The organism is Pseudomonas sp. TE3910 (assembly GCF_056279025.1).
On the sequence record NZ_JBWBQN010000001.1, the window covers coordinates 1,336,462 to 1,355,995 of the forward strand.

The following is a 19,534-nucleotide window of genomic DNA, read 5'->3' on the forward strand; positions in this document are numbered from 1 at the left end:
TTGTGATGGGTTAGCTGCGCGCTTAACGACCTGCGAGCACACCGGAGAACGGCGGCGACGCCTTGGTGCCGAGTGAAACGGCTTTCACAGCAACCAGTGGCCGGCCACGATTGAACCAGGCCGCAAGCGCGGGCAACAGGAAGATTGCGCCAAAGACATTCACCAGGAACATGAACGCCAGCAAAATGCCCATGTCGGCCTGCAGCTTGAGGGGGGCAAAGGCCCAGGTACCGACCCCGATCGACATGGTCAGGGCGGTGAACACCGCTGCCGTGCCACGCTGGCACATGGCGCGATAAAAGGCATGACGCAGGTCCCGGCCCTCAGCCATTTCGTGCTGGATGCGCTCATACAAGTAAATGCCGTAGTCCACCCCGACCCCGACGCCCAGCGCCATCACCGGCAAGGTCGCGACTTTCAGGCCAATACCGAGCATGGCCATCAGCGCATTGCAAAGAATCGCCACGATGCCCATCGGCACCAGAATGCACAGTACTGCGCGCAATGAACGGAAAGTCAGCAGGCAGAAAAACGCCACCGAGCAGAACAACGCCGCGAGCATCCACACTTCAGCACGTTTCACCGCTTCGTTGGAGGCTGCCATGACCCCGATGTTGCCGCCAGCCAGCTTGAACTCAACCCCAGGCGCCCGGATACCGGCGATAATCCGCTTGGCTTCATTGACCACATGGAACACCGTCGCGCCCTCATGGTCATTGAGGAACACCAGGATCTGCATGCGCTTGCAGCCATCGGTGACCAGCCCGGAATCCGGTGAATAGGCCATCGAGCCCTGCTGCAAGCCGCGCGACGAACCCGGGATGGCCGACCAGCGCGGGTTCCCTTCGTTATTGCCGGCAATCATTTCCTTGCCCATGCCGGCAACGCTTTGCACCGATTGCACGCCCGCGACATTGCGCATCTGGAAGTCAAAGGCCTCGACCGCACGCATGACACCCGGGTTCAGGCAGGCTTCGTCGATACTCTGGGTCTGAAGGAAGACCGCCAGCACATCCAGGCCGATCGAGTAGCTGTCGATAATCCGCTGGTTGTCCTGGTTGTAGCGCGAGTCGGCGCGCAGCTCAGGGGCACCCGGGCCAATGTCGCCGACCGCCAGTTCTCGCGCCTTGAACACGCCAAAGCCGAGCAACACCAGGCTGATGGCGAACACCACCAGTGCCGGACGCGGCTCAGCCAGCGCCGACAACCGCCACCATAACGGGTGGCGAGCTTCGTCATGCGTCGATCGTGCTGCACGCGCAGACGATCCCAGGGACAAATGAGAAATGATCAGTGGCAACATCATCTTGTTGGTGATGATCATCAGCATTACGCCCATGCAGGCAGTCACCCCCAATTCATGCACGATGGGGATATCGATCAGCATGATCACCGCAAAACCCAGGGCATTCATCAGCAGCGCCAGGGACCCTGGAATGAAGATCTTGCAGAACGCCGAGCGCGCCGCCTGCAGCGAGGATCTGCCGGCCAGCACGTCCTGCTTCCAGGCGTTGGTCATCTGTACCGCATGGGAAACACCAATGGAGAAGATCAGGAACGGCACCAGCACGGACATCGGGTCGATGCCCAGCCCCAACAGTGGCAGCAGCCCGAGCAACCAGACCACGGGCAACAGCGCCACGACCAGGGCCACGACGGTCAATGGCAAGGAACGCGAGTAAGCCCAGAGCAGCAACGCGGTTATGATGAACGCCACGACAAAGAACAGCATGACGGTATTGAGCCCTTCGACCACATCTCCGACCAACTTGGCGAACCCCACCACGTTGATCTCGATGGTCGGGCTGTTGTATTTGGCCCGGATCTCTTCGAGGCGCTTGGCGATTTCGACATAGGACACCGGCTGCCCGGTTTTCGGGTCGGTGTCCTGCAAGTCGGCCCGCACCATGGCCGAGCGCTGATCGTTGGCCAGCAGCCGGCCAACCTGCCCGGCGCGGGCGGCATTACTGCGGACCTTCTGCAGGTCCTCATCGGTACCGGCGTATTGCGGCGGTACCACCAGGTCACCGACATACCCTTCTTCGGTGATCTCGACATAGCGCACGTTCGGGGTAAACAGCGAGGTCACACTCGGGCGGCTGACCCCGGAAATGAAGAACACGTCATCGGTAACCTGCTGCAGCACCCGAAGAAACTCCGGGTTATAGATGTCACCCTCGCCCTTCCAGTGCACGTTCACCAGCAACCGGTTGGCGCCCGTGAACACCCGACTGAAGTCCAGGAAGCTCAACATGTACTCGTGGCGTACCGGAATCTGTTTATTGAACCCGGGGTCCAGCCGCACCTGGGTTGCGCTATAGCCCAGGGCCACCGTCACCAGCATGAACAGCCCCAGCCACCAGCGTCGATGGTTCAGCAATACGTCCGCGCAGTCTTGCACGCGGCGTTCGATCCAACCTGTAGTCTGTGTCATATGCCTACTCACTGTGCAACGGCGGCAAGACCACCGTCTGCGCCCTGAAATACCCCACGCTCCCCGGCCACCAGCAAACGACGGGCGTTGAGCACCACCGCCGAGGTCAAGGTGCCCAAGCCAGCCCGTTGCGCGCTGTCGACCAACGCGCCGTCGGCATCCAGTCGGATCAGCCGGCTACCGGCACCGACCAGCACCAGGCCAGCGTGCTGGGGCAACAACGCATGGCCATAAATTGGCTGGCTGCTGCCAATATCTACCTGGCTCCAGCTGTCCCCGAAATCGGTACTGATAAAGACATGCCCGCGCATGCCGTACGCCAGCCAGCGAGAGGCCGACAAGCGCACCACGCCAAACAGCGAGCCGTTGTAGAACGGCGTCAGGCTCTGCCAGTCTTGCCCGCCATTACTGGATCGCAGCACCAGCCCTTGCTCGCCCACCAGCATCTGCCGGCCATCAGGGCCGCCGTCCAGGCCATTGAAATGTGCGCCCTCGCCCGGCATGTCACGGGGCGTCCAGTGTTCGCCGGCATCACTCGACTCCAGGTACTTGCCGTAGCTGCCATAGGCGACCACGTGCTTGCCGTCGCCACTCCACACACCCAGTAACGGCTCACCCAGCTGTGCGTCGTAGCGCATCTCCTGCCAGGTCTTGCCGCTGTCGCTTGAACGCAGGATCCAGCCATCATGGCCAACCGCGACCAGTACCTCGGGGCTCAGGGCAATGACCCCGGTGAGGGTCGCCTCACGCCCGACGGCCACCTGGCTGGTTTGCCAGGACAGGCCGCTGTCGGTGCTGGTCAGAATCGTGCCACGCTCGCCCACCGCGATCAGTTGCGAACCATTGGCCAGCAAGGCGTTGACCTGAACCCGGTCGGCATTGATCCGGGTGATCGCCAACGGTGTGGGGTTACGCGGCGAGAAGGCAAAGGCCACCGCAGCGATGATGATGGCGCTCATGGCGTATCCAATCAGCTGGCGCATACTGGACTCCATGGCGAAACGCAGGGGCACGGGACGGGCATCATGGGGCGATCCTCTTGATTTTGTTTGAAGGATCATCAGACCGCCCCGCCCGTGCTACATCGTCCAAACGGCCTAGTCAGAGCGCTCGGCCGGGTTCATTGGCGATCAAGGCAGCTCGAACAAGCCGGCAGCACCCATGCCGCCACCAATGCACATGGCCACGACCACGTAACGCACGCCGCGACGGCGGCCTTCGAGCAAGGCGTGACCGACCATACGAGCGCCCGACATGCCGAACGGATGGCCAATGGCAATGGCCCCGCCATTGACGTTCAAGCGCTCGGCCGGGATGCCCAGCGCGTCCCGGCAATGCAACACCTGGCAAGCAAAGGCCTCGTTGATTTCCCACAAGCCAATGTCCGCCACGCTCAGGCCAAAGCGCTTGAGCAAGCGAGGGACCGCCACCACCGGGCCAATGCCCATTTCTTCGGGTGCGCAACCGCCGACGGCGATCCCGCGGTAGATGCCCAGCGGTGTCAGGCCACGGTGCCGGGCTTGCGCACGGCTCATCAACAGGCTTGCCGAGGCGCCATCGGAGAACTGCGAGGCGTTGCCCGCGGTAATGAACTCGCCCTGTGCAACCCATTTGCCGTCTTTCCAGACCGGCTTGAGCGCCGTCAGGTCCTCCAGACGGGTACCTGGCCTGTTGCACTCATCGCGCTCGACCAACACTCGGGTATGCCCGCTGGGTTGGCCCGCCTCGTCGAAACACAGCTTGTCGACCGTCAGGCCGACGATTTCATCGTCGAACAGCCCGTCACGCTGCGCGGCCGCAGTGCGCAGTTGACTCTGCAAGGCATACTCATCCTGCGCAGCCCGGCTGATGCCATAGCGACGCGAAACAATTTCGGCCGTTTCCAGCATTGGGATGTAAGCACTGGGCATCACCTCCAGCACCGCCTCGGACTGGGCACGGTAAGTGTTCTTGTGCTTGGTCTGGGTCAGGGACAGCGACTCGACGCCGCCAGCAATGGCAATACTCATCTCGCCGGTCATGATGCCCTTGGCGGCTACACCAATACTCATCAGGCCTGATGCGCACATACGGTCAAGGGCCATGCCCGGCACAGTGTCCGGCAAACCACCGGTATAGGCACACAGACGACCGATGTTGTAGGCCTGGGTGCCCTGTTGCACGGCAGCGCCCATGATCACATCCTCTACCGCTTCAGCTTCGATACCGGCCCGCTCGACGACGGCACGTACTACATGGCCGCCCAGCACAGGGGCCTCGGTGTCGTTGAACGATCCACGGAAAGACTTGGCCAGCGCGGTACGCGCGGTGGCGACAATCACAACTTCATTCAGGTCCATGAACAGGCTCACTCGGCAATAGGGTTGAAGGTGTAACGGCTGATGGTGTCCACCACACAGCCAGGGCGCGCTTCGCCCTCGATTTCCACGGTGATGCGCACCACCAGTTGCACGGCTTCGCCAAGTTGCTCGGCGCGCACAATGACGCCATGCCCGCGTACACGCGAACCGACCTTGACCGGCGCGGGAAAGCGCACCCGATCACTGCCATAGTTGACCCCCATCGCCATGTTTTCGAGGGTGAGCAACTGCGGCATGAACAGGTTCGCCAGTGCCTGGGTCAGGTAGCCGTGGGCGATACAAACGCCGAAAGGGCCGCTGGCGGCACGCGCGGGATCGACATGAATCCACTGGTGATCGCCCGTGGCTTCGACAAACAGGTTGATCCGCTCCTGGCTGATGCTCAGCCATTCGGTGTAGCCAAGGTCGAGGCCCTCGGCCTCGAGCAACGCCTGGGCGCTACTGAAGGTATGACTCATCACGGACTCCTCAGGCCTGCTGCGAACTGACGGACAACACTTCGCCAACCATGTAGGAGGCGTAGTCGCTGGCCAGGAACATCATCACGTTGGCCACTTCCCAGACTTCTGCCGCACGGCCAAAGGCCTCGCGGTCCGCAAGACGGGCAAGCAGTTCCTCGCTGGAGGCTTTCTTGAGAAAGTCGTGCAGGGCAATCGAAGGCGAGACGGCGTTGATCCGAACCCCGAATTCCGCCGCCTCCAGGGCGCTGCAGCGGGTCAGGGCCATCACCCCGGCCTTGGCGGCGGCGTAGTGCGCCTGCTCTTTCTGGGCGCGCCAGCCCAGTACCGAAGCGTTGTTGACGATGGCACCAGCACCGCGCCGCTGCATGTGCGGGAGCATGGCGCGGGTCATGCGGAAGGTGCCGGTGAGCGTCACGTCGAGTACCCGCGACCATTCCTCGTCGCTCATGTCGACCAGCCGCTTCTGGCCACCGAGGCCAGCGTTGTTGATCAGCACATCGACACCACCCAGCAGGGTTTCGGCGCTGTCGACCAAGGCCTGAACCTCTTCCTCTACCGTGACATTGCACAGTTGGCCGTAAATGGCCTGTAAACCCGTTTCGGCCTTGAGCCGCTCCACCGCCTCTTCCAGGCGGCGCGGGTGCACATCCGAAATCATCAATGCCCGGCAGCCCTCTTCGGCGCTGCGACGGGCCGCCGAATAACCGATACCCGCACCCGCGGCGGCGGTAATCAGTACGGACTTGCCGGCCAGCAGTTGATGGCCGGGTACATAAGGGGGAGCTTGTTTCACAGCGATTACCTCCGAAGAAATCAATACGCTGTCAGGTATAAAGCGCCGCCCCGGCGGGCACATCGTCAAAACGGGGTATGGCCGCATGAAGCGGCCATTTCAGGGCCGCTTCAACGGCCCCCGATTCAACTGCCCCAGACACGCTGGGCCGCAGGCGCTTCAGCAAGAATCGCATCGACGACGGGGCCAATTTCCTCGACCTGCCAAAGCCCGCCCTTGTCACGGGTGGTGCCGGTGCGCCAGCCATCGCCGAGAGAGATTCGCCCGCCCTGGCTCTCGAAGACCTGCCCCGTGACATGGGACGATTCAAGGCTGCCGAGCCAGACCACCAGCGGTGCGACGTTTTCCGGGGCCCAGGCATCGAAGCTGCCGTCCTCGGGCTTTTTCACCACGTCGGGCATGGCGCTCTCGGTCATGGACGTCCGTGCCGCCGGTGCCAGGGCGTTGGCGGTGACCCCATATCGAGCCAGTTCAGCGGCCTGCACCAGGGTCAGTGCGGCGATACCCCCTTTGGCTGCGGAATAGTTCGACTGCCCGATCGAGCCCTGCAGGCCGGCACCGGAACTGGTGTTGATGATCCGCCCAGCGACCGGGGTTCCCGCCTTGGCCAGGTCGCGCCAACGACGCCCCAGCAGGTTTGCCAGGCAATAATGCCCCTTGAGGTGAACACGCATCACCGTGTCCCAGTCCTCTTCCGAGAGGCTGATAAACATTCGGTCGCGCAACACCCCGGCATTGTTGACCAGTACATGCACCTCACCGAAGGCCGCCAACGCGGCGTCGACGATACGCTGAGCGGTGTCCAGGGTTGTAATGTCGTCGCTGTTGGCGATGGCCTGGCCGCCACTGGCGCGGATCTCGCCAGCAACATCCTGCGCCGCGTCGGCACGGATATCGTTAACCACCACATTGGCGCCTTGCGCGGCGAACGCCAACGCATAGGCGCGACCGAGCCCACCGCCAGCACCGGTAATGATCACGGTGCGGTCTGTGCAAATAGCCATGTTTGACTCCTTTGACTGCATGGCCGCCCGCCCTGAGGGCGGCGGCACGGATTGATTGAGGGAACGGGACTACAGGCGCTCGATGATGGTGACGTTGGCCTGGCCACCGCCTTCGCACATGGTTTGCAGGCCGTAACGGCCACCGCTGCACTCCAGTTCGTGCAGCAAGGTGGTCATCAACCGTGCTCCGGTGGCGCCCAGTGGATGGCCAAGGGCGATGGCGCCGCCGTTGACGTTGGTCTGCGCCGGGTCGTAATCCAGCTCCTTGGCCCAGGCCATGACCACCGACGCAAAGGCCTCGTTGATCTCCACCCGGTCGATATCAGCCATGCGCATGCCGGCCTTTTTCAAGGCGTGGCGCGTCGCCGCAATCGGGGCGGTCAAATGCCAGATCGGGTCATCACCCAACACCGTGAGGTGATGAATACGTGCCCGTGGCGTCAGGTCGTAGCGCTTGAGGGCGGCCTCCGACACCACCAGCAAGGCGGCCGAGGCATCACAGGTCTGGCTGGAGACGGCAGCGGTGATCGAAGGAAACTGTGGGTCTACCGGTTGCAACTCGGCCATTTTTTCCAGGCTGGTCAGGCGCGGTGTTTCATCATGCTGCAGCCCCTGGCAGGCGACGATCTCGCGGGCAAAGCGCCCGCTCTCGATGGCCGCCAAGGCGCGATGATGGCTCTGCAGGGCGAACACTTCCATCTGCTCGCGGCTGATCTGCCAATGGTCGGCGATACGCTGCGCGGCGTAGAACTGGTTGACAGGCTGGTTGGCGAAACGCGAGCGCCAGCCTTCGCTACCGGAGAACGGGTCAGCAAAACCCAGCGCCTGCCCGGCCAGCATCGCCGAGGAAATCGGGATGCGCGTCATGGTTTGCACACCGCCCACGGCAACAACGTCCTGGGTGCCGCTCATCACCGCCTGCGCGGCAAAATGCAGCGCCTGCTGCGACGAACCGCACTGGCGATCGACCGTGGTACCCGGCACGTTCAGCGGCAACCCGGCAGCCAGCCAACTGGTGCGGGCGATATCCCCGGCCTGTGAGCCGATGGTATCGACGCAGCCAAAAATCACATCGTCATAGTCTTCGCCGGGAATGACGTTGCGCGCCACCAGTGCCTTGAGCACATGGGCACCCAGATCAATCGCGTGAACCTCCGACAGCGCCCCTTTGCGCTTGCCGGTCGGGCTGCGCAGCGCATCGACAATATAGGCTTGAGCCATGATTCACTCCTCGAAGGTATGCCCTGGCCCGAGTCGGGCGCCGTCGGCGAACAGGTAGTCGCTGACACGCGACTTGTGGAAGGCACGGTCACCCCAGGATGCATCGAGCGACCAGGCGCGTTTCATGAACATCTGCAAATCGACTTCCCAGGTGTACCCCATGGCGCCATGCACCTGAATACCCTTGCGCGCCGCCAGCCAGCTCGCTTCACAACAGGCCAGGCGCGCCTGGGAGACCCAGAGGCTGGCATTGCGCTCCCCCCGGGCCAGGCCATGGGCGGCACGGTAGAGCACCGGTTTGGCCTGTTCGATTTGCCGGGCCACATCAGCCAGGTGGTGCTTGACCGCCTGAAAGCTGCCGATCGGTTTGCCGAACTGCTTGCGCTGGGCCACGTAGTCAACCGACAGGTCGAGCATGCGTTGCGCCAAGCCCAGCAGTTGCCCGGCCACCGACAACGCGCCACGGTCGAGCAACTGGGCCTGCAAGGCACGCCCTTGCTCTGCGCTGGCGATCAATGTTGCCGGGCTGGGGTTCCAGGTCACCCGACCCAGGCGCCGCGAGGCATCGATACTCGGGTTGGCCTCGACATCAACCTCCGCCCGCGGCACGACATGAATGTCATCCCCATCAAGCAAGATCAGAACTTCGGCCAGTTGCGCATCACTGACCAGCGGGTTGACCGGGTGACCGATGGCCAGGCGCAAGCTGCCCTCGGCGATACGGGGCAGCAGGCGAGCACGCGCCGGATGCGCTGGCGCCAGGCCTGCAAGCAGGCCCGTGGCGACATAAGCGGTGTCGGCCATGGAGTCGGGAATGGCGTAGTAGCCCAACTCCTGGGTCATCAAGGCCCACGCCACGTCATCCATGCCCAGGCCACCTTCAGCTTCGGGCACCGACAGTGCAGTAAGGCCCTGGGCGGCGATCTTGTTACGCAGGTCGGGCGAGCGCCCGGCATCGGTTTCCCAGATTTCGCGGAGCATTTCCGGCGCAGCTTCGGTCATCAGAAAACGGCTGATGGCTTCGCGAAACGTGAGCTGGTCATCGGTAAAAGTGAAGTCCATGGCCTGTTCCTTACTTCGGCAAGCCGAGCATCCGCTCGGCAATGATGTTGCGCTGGATTTCGTTGGTACCGGCATAGATCGGCCCGGACTGGGCGAACAGGAAACCCTCCAGCCAGCCCGCCGCATCGCCAGCGACAGGTGCAGTGGCCAGCAGCTCACCGCGCGCGCCGAGAATGCGCATGGCGGTCTCGTGCATCTTCAGGTCCAGTTCCGACCAGATGATCTTGTTGATGCTCGACTCGGCACCAATCGCCTCTCCCCGGCTCAGCCGGCCGACGGTGTGGTACGCAGACAATGCGTAGGCCTCGGCGCCCATCCAGGTCTCAAGCACGGCGTCACGCAGGCCGGGGTCACGGTCGGCGCTTTCGCGGTTGGCCTTGTACAGCTCGACCAGCTTGCGGGCGGTGTGCTGGAAACGTGCCGGTGAACGCAGCAGCAACCCGCGCTCAAAACCGGCAGTGGCCATCGCTACATGCCAGCCCTGCCCCTCGGCACCAATACGGTTGCCGACCGGCACCCGCACGTCGTCGAAAAACACTTCGGCGAACGCGTCCTTGCCATTGAGGGCCTTGATCGGGCGAATACTCACCCCCGGCGCATTCAGCGGCACCATCAGGAACGACAGGCCGTGGTGCCGGGTGGAGCCAGGTTCGCTGCGGAACAGCCCGAACAGCCAGTCGGCAAAGATCGCCCGGGTAGACCAGGTTTTCTGACCGTTGATGACGTAGTGTTCACCCTCAAGTACCGCCTTGCTGGTGATCGCCGCCATATCAGAACCGGCATTGGGCTCCGACCAGCCCTGGGCCCACATGTCGGCACTGGCCGCCATACGCGGCAGAAAGCGTTGTTTCTGCTCGGTGGTGCCGAACTCCATCAGCGTGGGGCCCAGCAGTAACTGGCCGTTCTGGTTGACGCGCATCGGCGCCCCGGCACCGTAGTACTCTTCCTCGAAGATCAGCCACTCGATAAGGTCGCAACCACGGCCCCCCAGTTCAGAGGGCCACATCACCATCGACCAGCGACTGTCAAACAGCTTCGCCTCCCAGGCGCGGTGCTGCTCAAAGCCTTCGCGGGTGTCGTAGCTGGCCAGCGGTTCACGCGGCAGATTGTCTGCCAACCACGCGCGGACTTCGGCGCGGAAGGCTTTTTGTTTTGGCGTGTAAGTCAGTTCCATGGCGTTCTCTCAGAACTTGGCGTCGCGTTTTTCGACAAAGGCCCGACGGGTCTCCGCCGAATCGGGGCTGCTGTAGGCCTGTAAAGTGAAGCCCTGCTCCCAGCGGTATTTGTCTTCCAGGTTGCCGTCTTCGATACCGTTCAAGGCCTCCTTGGCAATGCGGATCATCCCCGGGCTTTTCGCCGCGATGCGCGCAGCGATTTCCAGTGCGGTTTCACGCAGTTGATCCTTCGGCACTACCTGTTCGATAAAGCCGTATTGCTGAGCCTCGACTGCACCAATCGAGGCGCCGGTAAAGAACAGGTAACGCACCTTCTGCACCGGAAACAGCCGCTGCAAATGCGCGCCGCCGCCCATGGCGCCACGATCGACCTCCGGCAAGGCAAAGGTGGCGCATTCGGAGGCCACGACAATATCGGCCGCGCCGGTAATGCCGATGCCACCACCGAGCACGAAACCGTGCACAGCGACGATCACCGGCACCGGGTTGCGGTGTACGGCCTTGAAGGTCGCGTAGTTGCCCGCGTTGACCTCGACAATGCGCTCCGGGTGAGCGTCCAGTTCCTTGATATCGACCCCGGCGCAGAACCCCCGGCCTTCGGCGCGGATGACGATGACGCGCACCTCGGGGTTGGCTCCGAGCGCTTCGATCTGCTTGGCCAATGCCAGCCACTCCTGGCTGTCGAGTGCATTGACCGGTGGTTTGGCGATCACAAGTTCCGCGATCCCCTGATTGAGCTGCGTGGTAAAGGCCTGGTTCACAGGGGTTCTCCAATGCTGGCGGGATGATGGGGTTGGCACGACTCGGCGGTGGGCTGGCAACGGGCCAGGAGCGCGTCGAGGCACTGTTCGGCTTCATCGGCGATGCCTTCGATCACCTGGCGGCAACTCAGCAGTTCATCGATGGCCGCAGCCACCTGGCCGCTGGGCAAGATGCCTTCGTCCGGGTGCCCATCGACCATCGAACGCTGCAGCAGCACCGGCTGGTTGGCAGCCATGACCACCTGCGACAAAGCGGACGGGTCTTCACGCAGCGACCGGAAGAACACCCCGGCCATATGCGCCAGGCTCATGCCAGTCTGCTGTTTCCACTGCCAGGCACTGCCCAGGGCAATGCGCAACCGGCCAAAAGGCCCGGCCCGCTCCAACTCATTGATAAAACGGTTTTCGATCATTCGGTGGCGCATGCCGTCCACCGCGGTGGTAACCCGCACGTGCTGTGGATCGGCCACTTTCAGGTAACGCTCAAGCGTCGCGCGCGGGGTTGGCGACTCGCGGGTCATCAGAAACCGCGTACCCATGGCAATTCCGCTGGCACCTGCCGCCAGCACCGAGGCCAGGCCGCGCCCGGTGGCATAGCCGCCAGCGGCAATCACCGGTACGTTGACCGCCGCCAAGACTTGCGGCAACAGGATCGAACTGGGCACGCCGCCGGTGTGGCCACCGCCCTCGCCGCCCTGAATAGTGATGAGGTCGGCACCCAGTTCCACCGCTTTCAGCGCATGCTTGAGCGCACCGACCGTCGGGATGCACAGCACCTTGGCCGCCTTGAAACGGGCGATGGTCTGTTTGTCCGGCCCACGGCCATAACTGACGGCACGCAAGCGGTACTGGATGGCCAGGTCAACGCATTGCGCAGCGTTGTCCTGAAACATGTGGAAATTGAGCCCGAAGTTGCTGCCACCGGTGGCGTCGATCACCTTGCGGATCTCGCCTTCGAGCTCATCCGCGGGAATTGTCGCGCCCGCCAGGAAACCGAAACCGCCGGCCTGAGTGGTGGCGATCACAAGGTTCGCGTCGGCGACCCAGCCCATGGCGGTTTGCACGATCGGGTAGCGACAGCCCAGGGCCTCGGTCAGCGGTGTGTTCAACCAGCGACTCATACGGATTTATCCTCGGCTGTGGCCGCCCGCTTGTTGGCCTGGGCCATGCCTTTGGCATCGAAGCCGCCGAGCTTGTCGCCGGAGAGCAATTCGTTGTGGGCATGGGCGAAGTGGTGCCAGGCAAACGCCGCGTCCATGGCAGTGCGCTTGCCTTGAAGGTCCTCGACATGGTTGATGGCCTGCTTGGTCAAGGCCAGGCCCATGCGCGGTTGTCGGGCAATACCGGCGGCCAGCGCGTAGGTCGCCTGTTCCAGTTCCTCGCCCGGCACCAGCCGATTGACCATGCCCATCTGATAAGCCCGTGCGGCGCTCATGCGGTCACCGCAGAACAGGAATTCCTTGGCGATGCGCGGGTTCAACTCGTACGGATGGGCGAAATACTCAACGCCCGGAATGCCCATGCGCACCACCGGGTCCTGGAAGAACGCGTCTTCACTGGCGACAATCAGGTCGCAGACCCACGCCAGCATCAGCCCACCGGCCACACAGGCGCCCTGGACCATGGCAATGGTCGGCTTGGGCAGGTCACGCCAACGGCGGCACATGCCCAGATAGACTTCCTGTTCTCGGGCGTACAATTGCTCCCCGCCCGGCTTGTTGGTGTGGTCCCACCACAGGTGCGCCCGCTCGAACGGTTTGTTGATATCGCGCCCTGGGGTACCAATATCGTGCCCTGCCGAAAAATGCTTGCCGTTGCCGCGCAAGACGATGACCTTGACGCTGTCGTCGTCGACCGCCTGGCGAAAGGCGGCGTCCAGCGCATAGGTCATCTGCGAGTTTTGTGCATTGTTGAAGGTCGGTCGGTTCAGTGTCAGCGTGGCAATACCCTCGGCCACGCTGTACAGCACCGGTGCATCTGTCTCATAGACCGCCTGGTCTTCGCGGACGACGAATTCACTGTCGCGGCTGTGCATGTTCGCTGTCCTCGCCTCAGGCCGTACGGATACCGGCCGGGTTGCCCTTGATCGCCGAGGCCCGGTAATCGTGGGGGTCAAGTCGACGGATCAGCGCCAACTGTTCAGCGCTGGGGTGCGCGGTTTCCTGCAGGTGCGCAGACTTGAGCAACGGGAAGCCGGTCTTGTCCTGAACCTCGTCGAAACTCACCCCGGGGTGCAGGGTGCGCACTTGGGCGGCACGTTGCGGGCCGTCGAAATCCAGGGTGCAGAGGTCCGTGACCACCCGGCGAATGTCCATCAGGTCGCGGCGAACCCCCTCAGGCCAGCGCTCGGCCTTGAAGCCGACGCCCGAGACCATATCCACTTCACCACTGACGAACACCCGTGTGTTGTGGTTGGGCACAAAGAACGAATTGAGGTGGTTGATGCTGTTACCCGGCAAGCCGCGCACCCCCAGAATCGCGGTCTTCGGCTTTTGGTAGTCGCCGACGCACGACAGGTTGGTCTGGCCCCAACGGTCGATCTGGGTTGGCCCGATCATCGCGTGACGGCGGCCGCCCCAGACGCATTCGAACACACGCTCAAACGACAGATAGCCCGAGTAGCGCGGCACGAAATCGCCACGCGGCCCAAGCGGGATCGGCTCTTCGACCAGGAAGGCCTCGCTGTCGGTCATCAGCAGTTCAGGGCTGTGGGTCAGCTTGGCCAGGCTTGCGCCCAAACGGGGGATCACGCCCAGGCCCGAGGCGATCACCTCGCCATTGCCGCGCCAGGCTTCGGCTGCGGCGACAATCATCAATTCCGCGAGGGTGAAATCACAGGTTGCAGACATTGTTCATACTCCTCAGAACACGGGTAGGGGCAAGGCGCCCATGCGTACGGCACCGCCGTTCTGCGCTTGATAGGCCTGCTCGCCACCCGCCACGTAAGTCTCGACATAGGCATTCCAGCCGTTTTCTTCCTGGCTGCTGGCGACATAGCGCTTGAGATGTTCCAGGTCCCAGCCGTAATCCGACGGGCAGGAGGTCGGGTGCGCACCCAGCGGCGCATGCACCACACCGGTCACCAGATAACGCTCGAAGGTATTGAAACGGGCCAGTTCGGCACTCAGCTCAAGGCGCTCTTCAAGCGTTTCGCACGAGACAAAGCACTGCGCGGCGGCACGGGCGAACAGGTGATCGAAATACGGGTCTGGCCCGGTCACCAGGCAGTTGCCCAAGCGGTCCGCGACGTTGACATGCAGGAACGCCACATCGAGGTTCAACGCGGGCATTGCCAACAGCACTTCACCATCGGCATAGGGCGACTGAATCGTCTTGAGTTCCGGGTTGAGACGGGTCACATCGGTGGCCAGCCCGCAGCGGGTCGGCAGGAACGGCAAGCGCATGCCGGCAGCGCGCAGCCCCCACTGGAACATCCCTTCATCCAGTTCAAGCAGTTCCAGCTCACCGGCTTCACGGGCCTTGCGGTAGTAAGGTTCGAGCGGAATAGCGTCGAGGGTGGCGAAGCCGAACACCAGCTTGCGCACCTTGCCCGCCGCACAGAGCATGCCCACCTCGGGGCCGCCGTAGGCAACCACGGTCAGGTCCTTGACTGGCGAACGGAGGATCTCGCGGACAATCGCCATCGGCTTGCGCCGCGGCCCCCATCCACCGAAACCGATGGTCATGCCGTCACGCAATTGAGCAACCGCATCGGCCGCTGTCAGTTGTTTGTTCATGTGCAGGTTCCTTACTGTTGGCCGACCGAGAAGTCGTGCCCCCAAATGCTCACGCGGGTGAATTCGAACGCCGAGTGTTCGGCCCAATCGACTTGCAACCCGCCGTAGCCGTACTCCAGGTCAAAGCCGGACGGCGTCTTCATGTAGAAACTGGTCATGCGGTCGTTCAGGTGCTGCCCCAACGTCGCCGACAGGCGCACGTCATGTGCCAGCAGGCGGTCATGGGCACGGCCAACCTCGGTCATCGAGTCAACCTCGACCATCACGTGCACACAGCCCGACGGCACCGGGTACTCGGCCAGCGCCAGGCTGTGGTGCCGGGCATTGCGGCAATGCAGGAAGTGGATACGGATCGGCGCGGCCGCCGGATCAGGACGGAAGTTGAAAATGTCCGACAGGCCAAAGCCGAGGACGTCCTTGGCGAACGCCAGCGTTGCGTCGAAGTTCGGTGCCGGCAGCACGGTGTGCCCCAGCCCCATGTCGCCGGTAACGAAACGCGGCACCCCCTGGGGCGAGACGAACGGCTGGCAGTCGGAGCGATGCCCCCAGCTCAACTCATGACGGTTACCGGACGGGTCGACCAGCGTCGCCAGTGCCTGCACGCCACGCTGCTCGACCTGCGCGGCACTGCCCAGCTCCCACTCAACGCCGGCCTGGGTCAGGTGCTGAAGTGCATCACTGAACGCCTGCTCGGAACCCAACTCCCAACCGGAGGCCAGATAACGCGCTTCGCTGCCTTCGACGATCAGCATGCGGAACGGCCGCTCGTCCATTTTCACGTACAGGCCGCCACCTGGCGCCGGATGGACCTGCATACCGAGGACGTCCTCGGCGTAACGCTGCCACTGGCTGAGGTTCTCGATCTGCGAGACGAAATAGCTCAAACCGCGAATGTCGATCATGCCTATGTTCCTCAATGGCTGAGTTCATTGCCTGATGAACATTGTGCAAACCCGCAGCGCTGCCTTCATCGTCCGTTGAGACTACGCAACTTGGCCATTCCCGGGCCCTTGGGTAGATGGCGGACTAGTCCGTTTCAATGATTCGGCGAAAAGCCACGCAACCCTAGACTCGGGCATCCATCCGCCCAGCAGAGACAGCCCCATGGAGTTCGCCTTTACTCAAGAACACGAGATGATTCGGGACAGCGCGATACGCTTTCTGACACAAGTCAGCGACTCGCATGCGGTACGCGCCGCCATGAGCCGCCCTGACGGCTACGACCCAGCCGTCTGGCAACGCATCGGCCAGGAGCTGTACTGGCCCGCCCTGATGGTGCCCGAAGCCTTGGGCGGCATGGGCCTGGGCTTTGTCGAGCTGGCGATCCTGCTCGAACAAAGCGGCCGCTACCTGCTCTGCTCACCGCTCTTTGCCACCACCTGCCTGGCGACCCCAGCCCTGCTGCTGGGCGACAACGCCGCATTGCAGGCCACCTGGCTCAGCGCCATTGCGGCCGGCACGACCACTGCCAGCCTGGCCTTCGCCAGTGGCCCGGGCCTGGACGCCAACAGCGTGCAGACCGAGGCCCGCCCCTGCACCGGCGGTTTTCGCCTCACAGGTACCTATACCCAAGTGATCGATGGGGCCCAGGCCGACCTGCTGATCGTCGCGGCGCGTACCCCTGGCAGTCAGGGCGAACACGGCATCAGCCTGTTCGCACTGCCTGCGGATACCGCGGGCGTCGTGCGCCAGGCACTGCCGACGCTGGATCAAACCCGGCGCCTGGCCCGGATCGAACTGCACGCGGTAGACGTGAGCGACGCCCAGTTGCTGAGCGCAACCGGCCAAGGCTGGCCGTTGCTGCGTGACACCTTGCAGATCGCCGCCATCGGCCTGGCTGCCGAACAGACCGGCGGCGCGCAACAGGCCCTCGACCTGACCTTGGCCTACACCGCCGAACGCCGGCAGTTCAGCCGCAGCATTGCCAGCTTCCAGGCCGTCAAGCACCGCTGCGCCGACATGATGCTGCAGGTCGAATGCGCCCGCTCGGCAGCCTACTACGCCGCTTGCGTAGCCCAGGAGCACCTTGATCCAGCGGGCGATGCCGCCGTATCGAGCGAGCTCGATGCAGCCGCCGCAACGGCCAAGATCCACGCCAGCGAAGCGTTCTTCCACTGCGCCGCCGAGTCCATTCAACTGCACGGCGGCGTTGGCTTCACCTGGGAATATGACCCGCACCTGTACTTCAAGCGGGCCCGTGCCAGCGAGCAGTTGCTGGGCACACCCGCATTCCACCGCGAGCGCCTGGCCGCGCATCTATTTGGAGAGCAACCATGAAAATCGGTTTCAACAACGAAGATGAAGCGTTCCGTCGACAGGTTGCCCAGTGGATGACCGAACACCTGACAGGCGACTTCGCACCCCTGCGTTTTCGCGGCGGCCCTGGCGACGAGCACAGCTTTCCTGCCGAACGCAAAGCCTGGGAGCGAACATTGGCCGCTGGCGGCTGGATCGGTGTGGGCTGGGCCAAGGAACACGGTGGGCGCGGCCTGAGCATCAGCCAACAGGTCATTTTCCATGAAGAATACGCACGCGCCGGCGGTCCTGGACGCATGGGCCACATCGGCGAAGGCCTGGTCGGGCCGACACTCGCCGCGTTCGGTACCCCAGCCCAGCAGCAGCGGTTGCTGCCGGGCATCCTCAACGGTACTGAATTCTGGTGCCAGGGCTATTCCGAGCCCGGTGCCGGCTCTGACCTGGCAAACGTGCAAACCCGCGCCCGGCTTGATGCCACCGGCGAGCACTGGCTGATCAGTGGCCAGAAAGTCTGGACCTCACTGGCCCACGAGGCCGATTGGTGCTTCGTCCTGGCCCGAACCGAGCCGGGCAGCAGCGGGCATCATGGGCTGTCGTTCCTGCTGGTGCCGATGGCCCAGGAGCAGATTCGTGTGCAGCCTATCCAGCAACTGACCGGTACCAGTGAATTCAATGAAGTGTTCTTCGACCAGGCCAGCACCTCGGTGGACAACCTGATCGGACAACCCGGTGATGGCTGGAAAATCGCCATGGCCCTGCTGGGTTTCGAACGCGGGGTATCGACGCTGGGTCAGCAGATGCAGTTCCAGAACGAACTTGACGAGATCATCCGCATTGCCCGTGACAACGGCGCCTCCCGCGACCCGTTGCTGCGACAACGCATTGCCCAGGCCTGGGCAGGGCTCAAGGTGCTGCGCTACAACTCGCTACGGATGCTGTCCGGGCCGCAGGACGGCAGCCTGAGCCGCGAGGCCATGATCTATAAACTGGCCTGGTCGACCTGGCATGCCGACCTTGGCAAGCTGGCCATGGACGTGCTGGGCAGCGAGGGGGAGATTCTCGAAGGTGCGCCTTACCAATTGAGCCGGTTGCAGTCGCTGTTTCTGTTCACCCGTTCCGACACGATCTATGGTGGCAGCAACGAGATCCAGCGCAATGTCATCGCTGAACGGGCCCTGGGGATGCCGCGCGAAGCGCGTGTGCGTGGTTGATACACAGGTTCTGGGTCAGTGAATACGCGGCGCCTGCATCGCGGGCAAGCCCGGCTCCTACAGAGATCTGCGCAGAGCACTGCCTTTCTGTTGGAGCAGGCTTGCCTGCGATGGCGTCGGCGGGGTGTCAGTAGATGCGCGGCGCCTGAATCGCGGGCAAGCCCGGCTCCTACAAGGATCTGCGAAGAGCACTGCTTTTCTGTTGGAGCAGGCTTGCCTGCGATGGCGTCGGCGGGGTGTCAGTACGTGCGTGGCGCCTGCATCGCGGGCAAGCCCGGCTCCTATAGGGATCTGCGCAGAGCACTGCTTTTCTGTTGGAGCAGGCTTGCCTGCGATGGCGTCGACGCGGTGTCAGTGAATACGCGGCGCCTGCATCGCGGGCAAGCCCGGCTCCTACAGGGATCTGCGCAGGGCACTGCTTTTCTGTTGGAGCAGGCTTGCCTGCGATGGCGTCGGCGGGGTGTCAGTAGATGCGCGGCGCCTGAATCGCGGGCAAGCCCGGCTCCTACAGGGATCTGTGCAGGGCACTGCTTTTCTGTTGGAGCAGGCTTGCCTGCGATGGCCTTGGCGCGGTGTCAGTACGTGCGCGGCGCCTGCATCGCGGGCAAGCCCGGCTCCTACAGGGATCTGTGCAGGGCACTACCTTTCTGTTGGAGCAGGCTTGCCTGCGATGGCTTCACCGCGGGTGTCAGTGAATACGCGGCGCCTGCATCGCGGGCAAGCCCGGCTCCTACAGGGATCTGCGCGAAACACTGCTTTTCTGTTGGAGCAGGCTTGCCTGCGATGGCGTCGGCGGGGTGTCAGTGAATACGCGGCGCCTGCATCGAGGGCAAGCCCGGCTCCTACAGGGATCCGCGCAGGGCACTGCCTTTTCTGTTGGAGCAGGCTTGCCTGCGATGGCGTCGGCGGGGGTGTCAGTGAATACGCGGCGACTGCATCGCGGGCAAGCCCGGCTCCTACAGGGATCCGCGCAGGGCACTGCCTTTTCTGTTGGAGCAGGCTTGCCTGCGATGGCGTCGGCGGGGGTGTCAGTAGATGCGCGGCGCCTGCATCGTTGGC

17 protein-coding genes are annotated in these 19,534 nt (G+C 63.3%); 2 read left to right on the plus strand and 15 right to left on the minus strand.

Going from position 1 to position 19,534, the window contains the following annotated elements; translation table 11 throughout:
- Positions 1-22 precede the first annotated feature (22 nt).
- The 15 genes from ACZ9H3_RS05870 to ACZ9H3_RS05940 form a co-directional block, all read right to left on the minus strand.
- Positions 23-2,434 carry an efflux RND transporter permease subunit gene (locus ACZ9H3_RS05870; RefSeq protein ID WP_476220093.1) on the minus strand — a complete coding sequence of 804 codons (2,412 nt, stop codon included), beginning with the start codon at positions 2,432-2,434 and terminating at the stop codon, positions 23-25.
- Positions 2,435-2,442: 8 nt separating this feature from the next.
- The gene (locus ACZ9H3_RS05875) at positions 2,443-3,417 is read right to left on the minus strand and encodes a WD40/YVTN/BNR-like repeat-containing protein (RefSeq protein WP_476220094.1); all 975 of its coding nucleotides are present in this window, start codon (positions 3,415-3,417) and stop codon (positions 2,443-2,445) included.
- A 147-nt stretch (positions 3,418-3,564) separates the two neighbouring features.
- On the minus strand, positions 3,565-4,773 hold the full coding sequence (locus ACZ9H3_RS05880) for an acetyl-CoA C-acyltransferase (protein ID WP_083199915.1): 1,209 nt from the start codon (positions 4,771-4,773) through the stop codon (positions 3,565-3,567).
- Between the two features lie 8 nt (positions 4,774-4,781).
- On the minus strand, positions 4,782-5,252 hold the full coding sequence (locus ACZ9H3_RS05885; RefSeq protein ID WP_476220095.1) for a MaoC family dehydratase: 471 nt from the start codon (positions 5,250-5,252) through the stop codon (positions 4,782-4,784).
- A gap of 10 nt (positions 5,253-5,262) precedes the next feature.
- Positions 5,263-6,048 carry an SDR family oxidoreductase gene (locus ACZ9H3_RS05890; RefSeq protein ID WP_099775132.1) on the minus strand — a complete coding sequence of 262 codons (786 nt, stop codon included), beginning with the start codon at positions 6,046-6,048 and terminating at the stop codon, positions 5,263-5,265.
- Positions 6,049-6,173: 125 nt separating this feature from the next.
- Entirely contained in the window at positions 6,174-7,052 is an 879-nt protein-coding gene (locus ACZ9H3_RS05895) for an SDR family oxidoreductase (protein WP_102051475.1), read from the minus strand.
- Between the two features lie 69 nt (positions 7,053-7,121).
- Complete coding sequence (locus ACZ9H3_RS05900; protein WP_099775134.1) at positions 7,122-8,273, minus strand: acetyl-CoA C-acetyltransferase; 1,152 nt, start codon at positions 8,271-8,273, stop codon at positions 7,122-7,124.
- Between the two features lie 3 nt (positions 8,274-8,276).
- Positions 8,277-9,335, minus strand: a complete 1,059-nt coding sequence (locus ACZ9H3_RS05905) for an acyl-CoA dehydrogenase family protein (RefSeq protein WP_102051474.1) — start codon at positions 9,333-9,335, stop codon at positions 8,277-8,279.
- A 10-nt stretch (positions 9,336-9,345) separates the two neighbouring features.
- A complete protein-coding gene (locus ACZ9H3_RS05910; protein WP_099775136.1) occupies positions 9,346-10,509 on the minus strand; it encodes an acyl-CoA dehydrogenase family protein in 1,164 nt (387 codons plus the stop codon).
- A 9-nt stretch (positions 10,510-10,518) separates the two neighbouring features.
- Positions 10,519-11,271 (minus strand): enoyl-CoA hydratase family protein, encoded by a 753-nt coding sequence (locus tag ACZ9H3_RS05915; RefSeq protein ID WP_476220096.1) that lies wholly within the window; start codon positions 11,269-11,271, stop codon positions 10,519-10,521.
- Complete coding sequence (locus ACZ9H3_RS05920) at positions 11,268-12,392, minus strand: NAD(P)H-dependent flavin oxidoreductase (protein WP_476220097.1); 1,125 nt, start codon at positions 12,390-12,392, stop codon at positions 11,268-11,270. Before ACZ9H3_RS05920 ends, ACZ9H3_RS05915 begins: the two co-directional genes overlap by 4 nt.
- On the minus strand, positions 12,389-13,306 hold the full coding sequence (locus tag ACZ9H3_RS05925) for an enoyl-CoA hydratase (RefSeq protein WP_476220098.1): 918 nt from the start codon (positions 13,304-13,306) through the stop codon (positions 12,389-12,391). Before ACZ9H3_RS05925 ends, ACZ9H3_RS05920 begins: the two co-directional genes overlap by 4 nt.
- Before the next feature lie 16 nt (positions 13,307-13,322).
- Complete coding sequence (locus ACZ9H3_RS05930) at positions 13,323-14,120, minus strand: CoA-transferase subunit beta (RefSeq protein ID WP_065761512.1); 798 nt, start codon at positions 14,118-14,120, stop codon at positions 13,323-13,325.
- A 12-nt stretch (positions 14,121-14,132) separates the two neighbouring features.
- The gene (locus ACZ9H3_RS05935; RefSeq protein ID WP_330523404.1) at positions 14,133-15,008 is read right to left on the minus strand and encodes a CoA transferase subunit A; all 876 of its coding nucleotides are present in this window, start codon (positions 15,006-15,008) and stop codon (positions 14,133-14,135) included.
- Positions 15,009-15,019: 11 nt separating this feature from the next.
- On the minus strand, positions 15,020-15,910 hold the full coding sequence (locus ACZ9H3_RS05940) for a VOC family protein (RefSeq protein ID WP_065761514.1): 891 nt from the start codon (positions 15,908-15,910) through the stop codon (positions 15,020-15,022).
- Between the two features lie 202 nt (positions 15,911-16,112).
- Between ACZ9H3_RS05940 and ACZ9H3_RS05945 the strand changes: the two genes are divergently transcribed.
- Positions 16,113-17,285, plus strand: coding sequence for an acyl-CoA dehydrogenase family protein (locus ACZ9H3_RS05945; RefSeq protein ID WP_476220099.1), 1,173 nt, complete (start codon positions 16,113-16,115; stop codon positions 17,283-17,285).
- Entirely contained in the window at positions 17,282-18,475 is a 1,194-nt protein-coding gene (locus ACZ9H3_RS05950) for an acyl-CoA dehydrogenase family protein (protein WP_476220100.1), read from the plus strand. The genes ACZ9H3_RS05945 and ACZ9H3_RS05950 overlap by 4 nt, the downstream gene beginning before the upstream one ends.
- Positions 18,476-19,534: the final 1,059 nt, after the last annotated feature.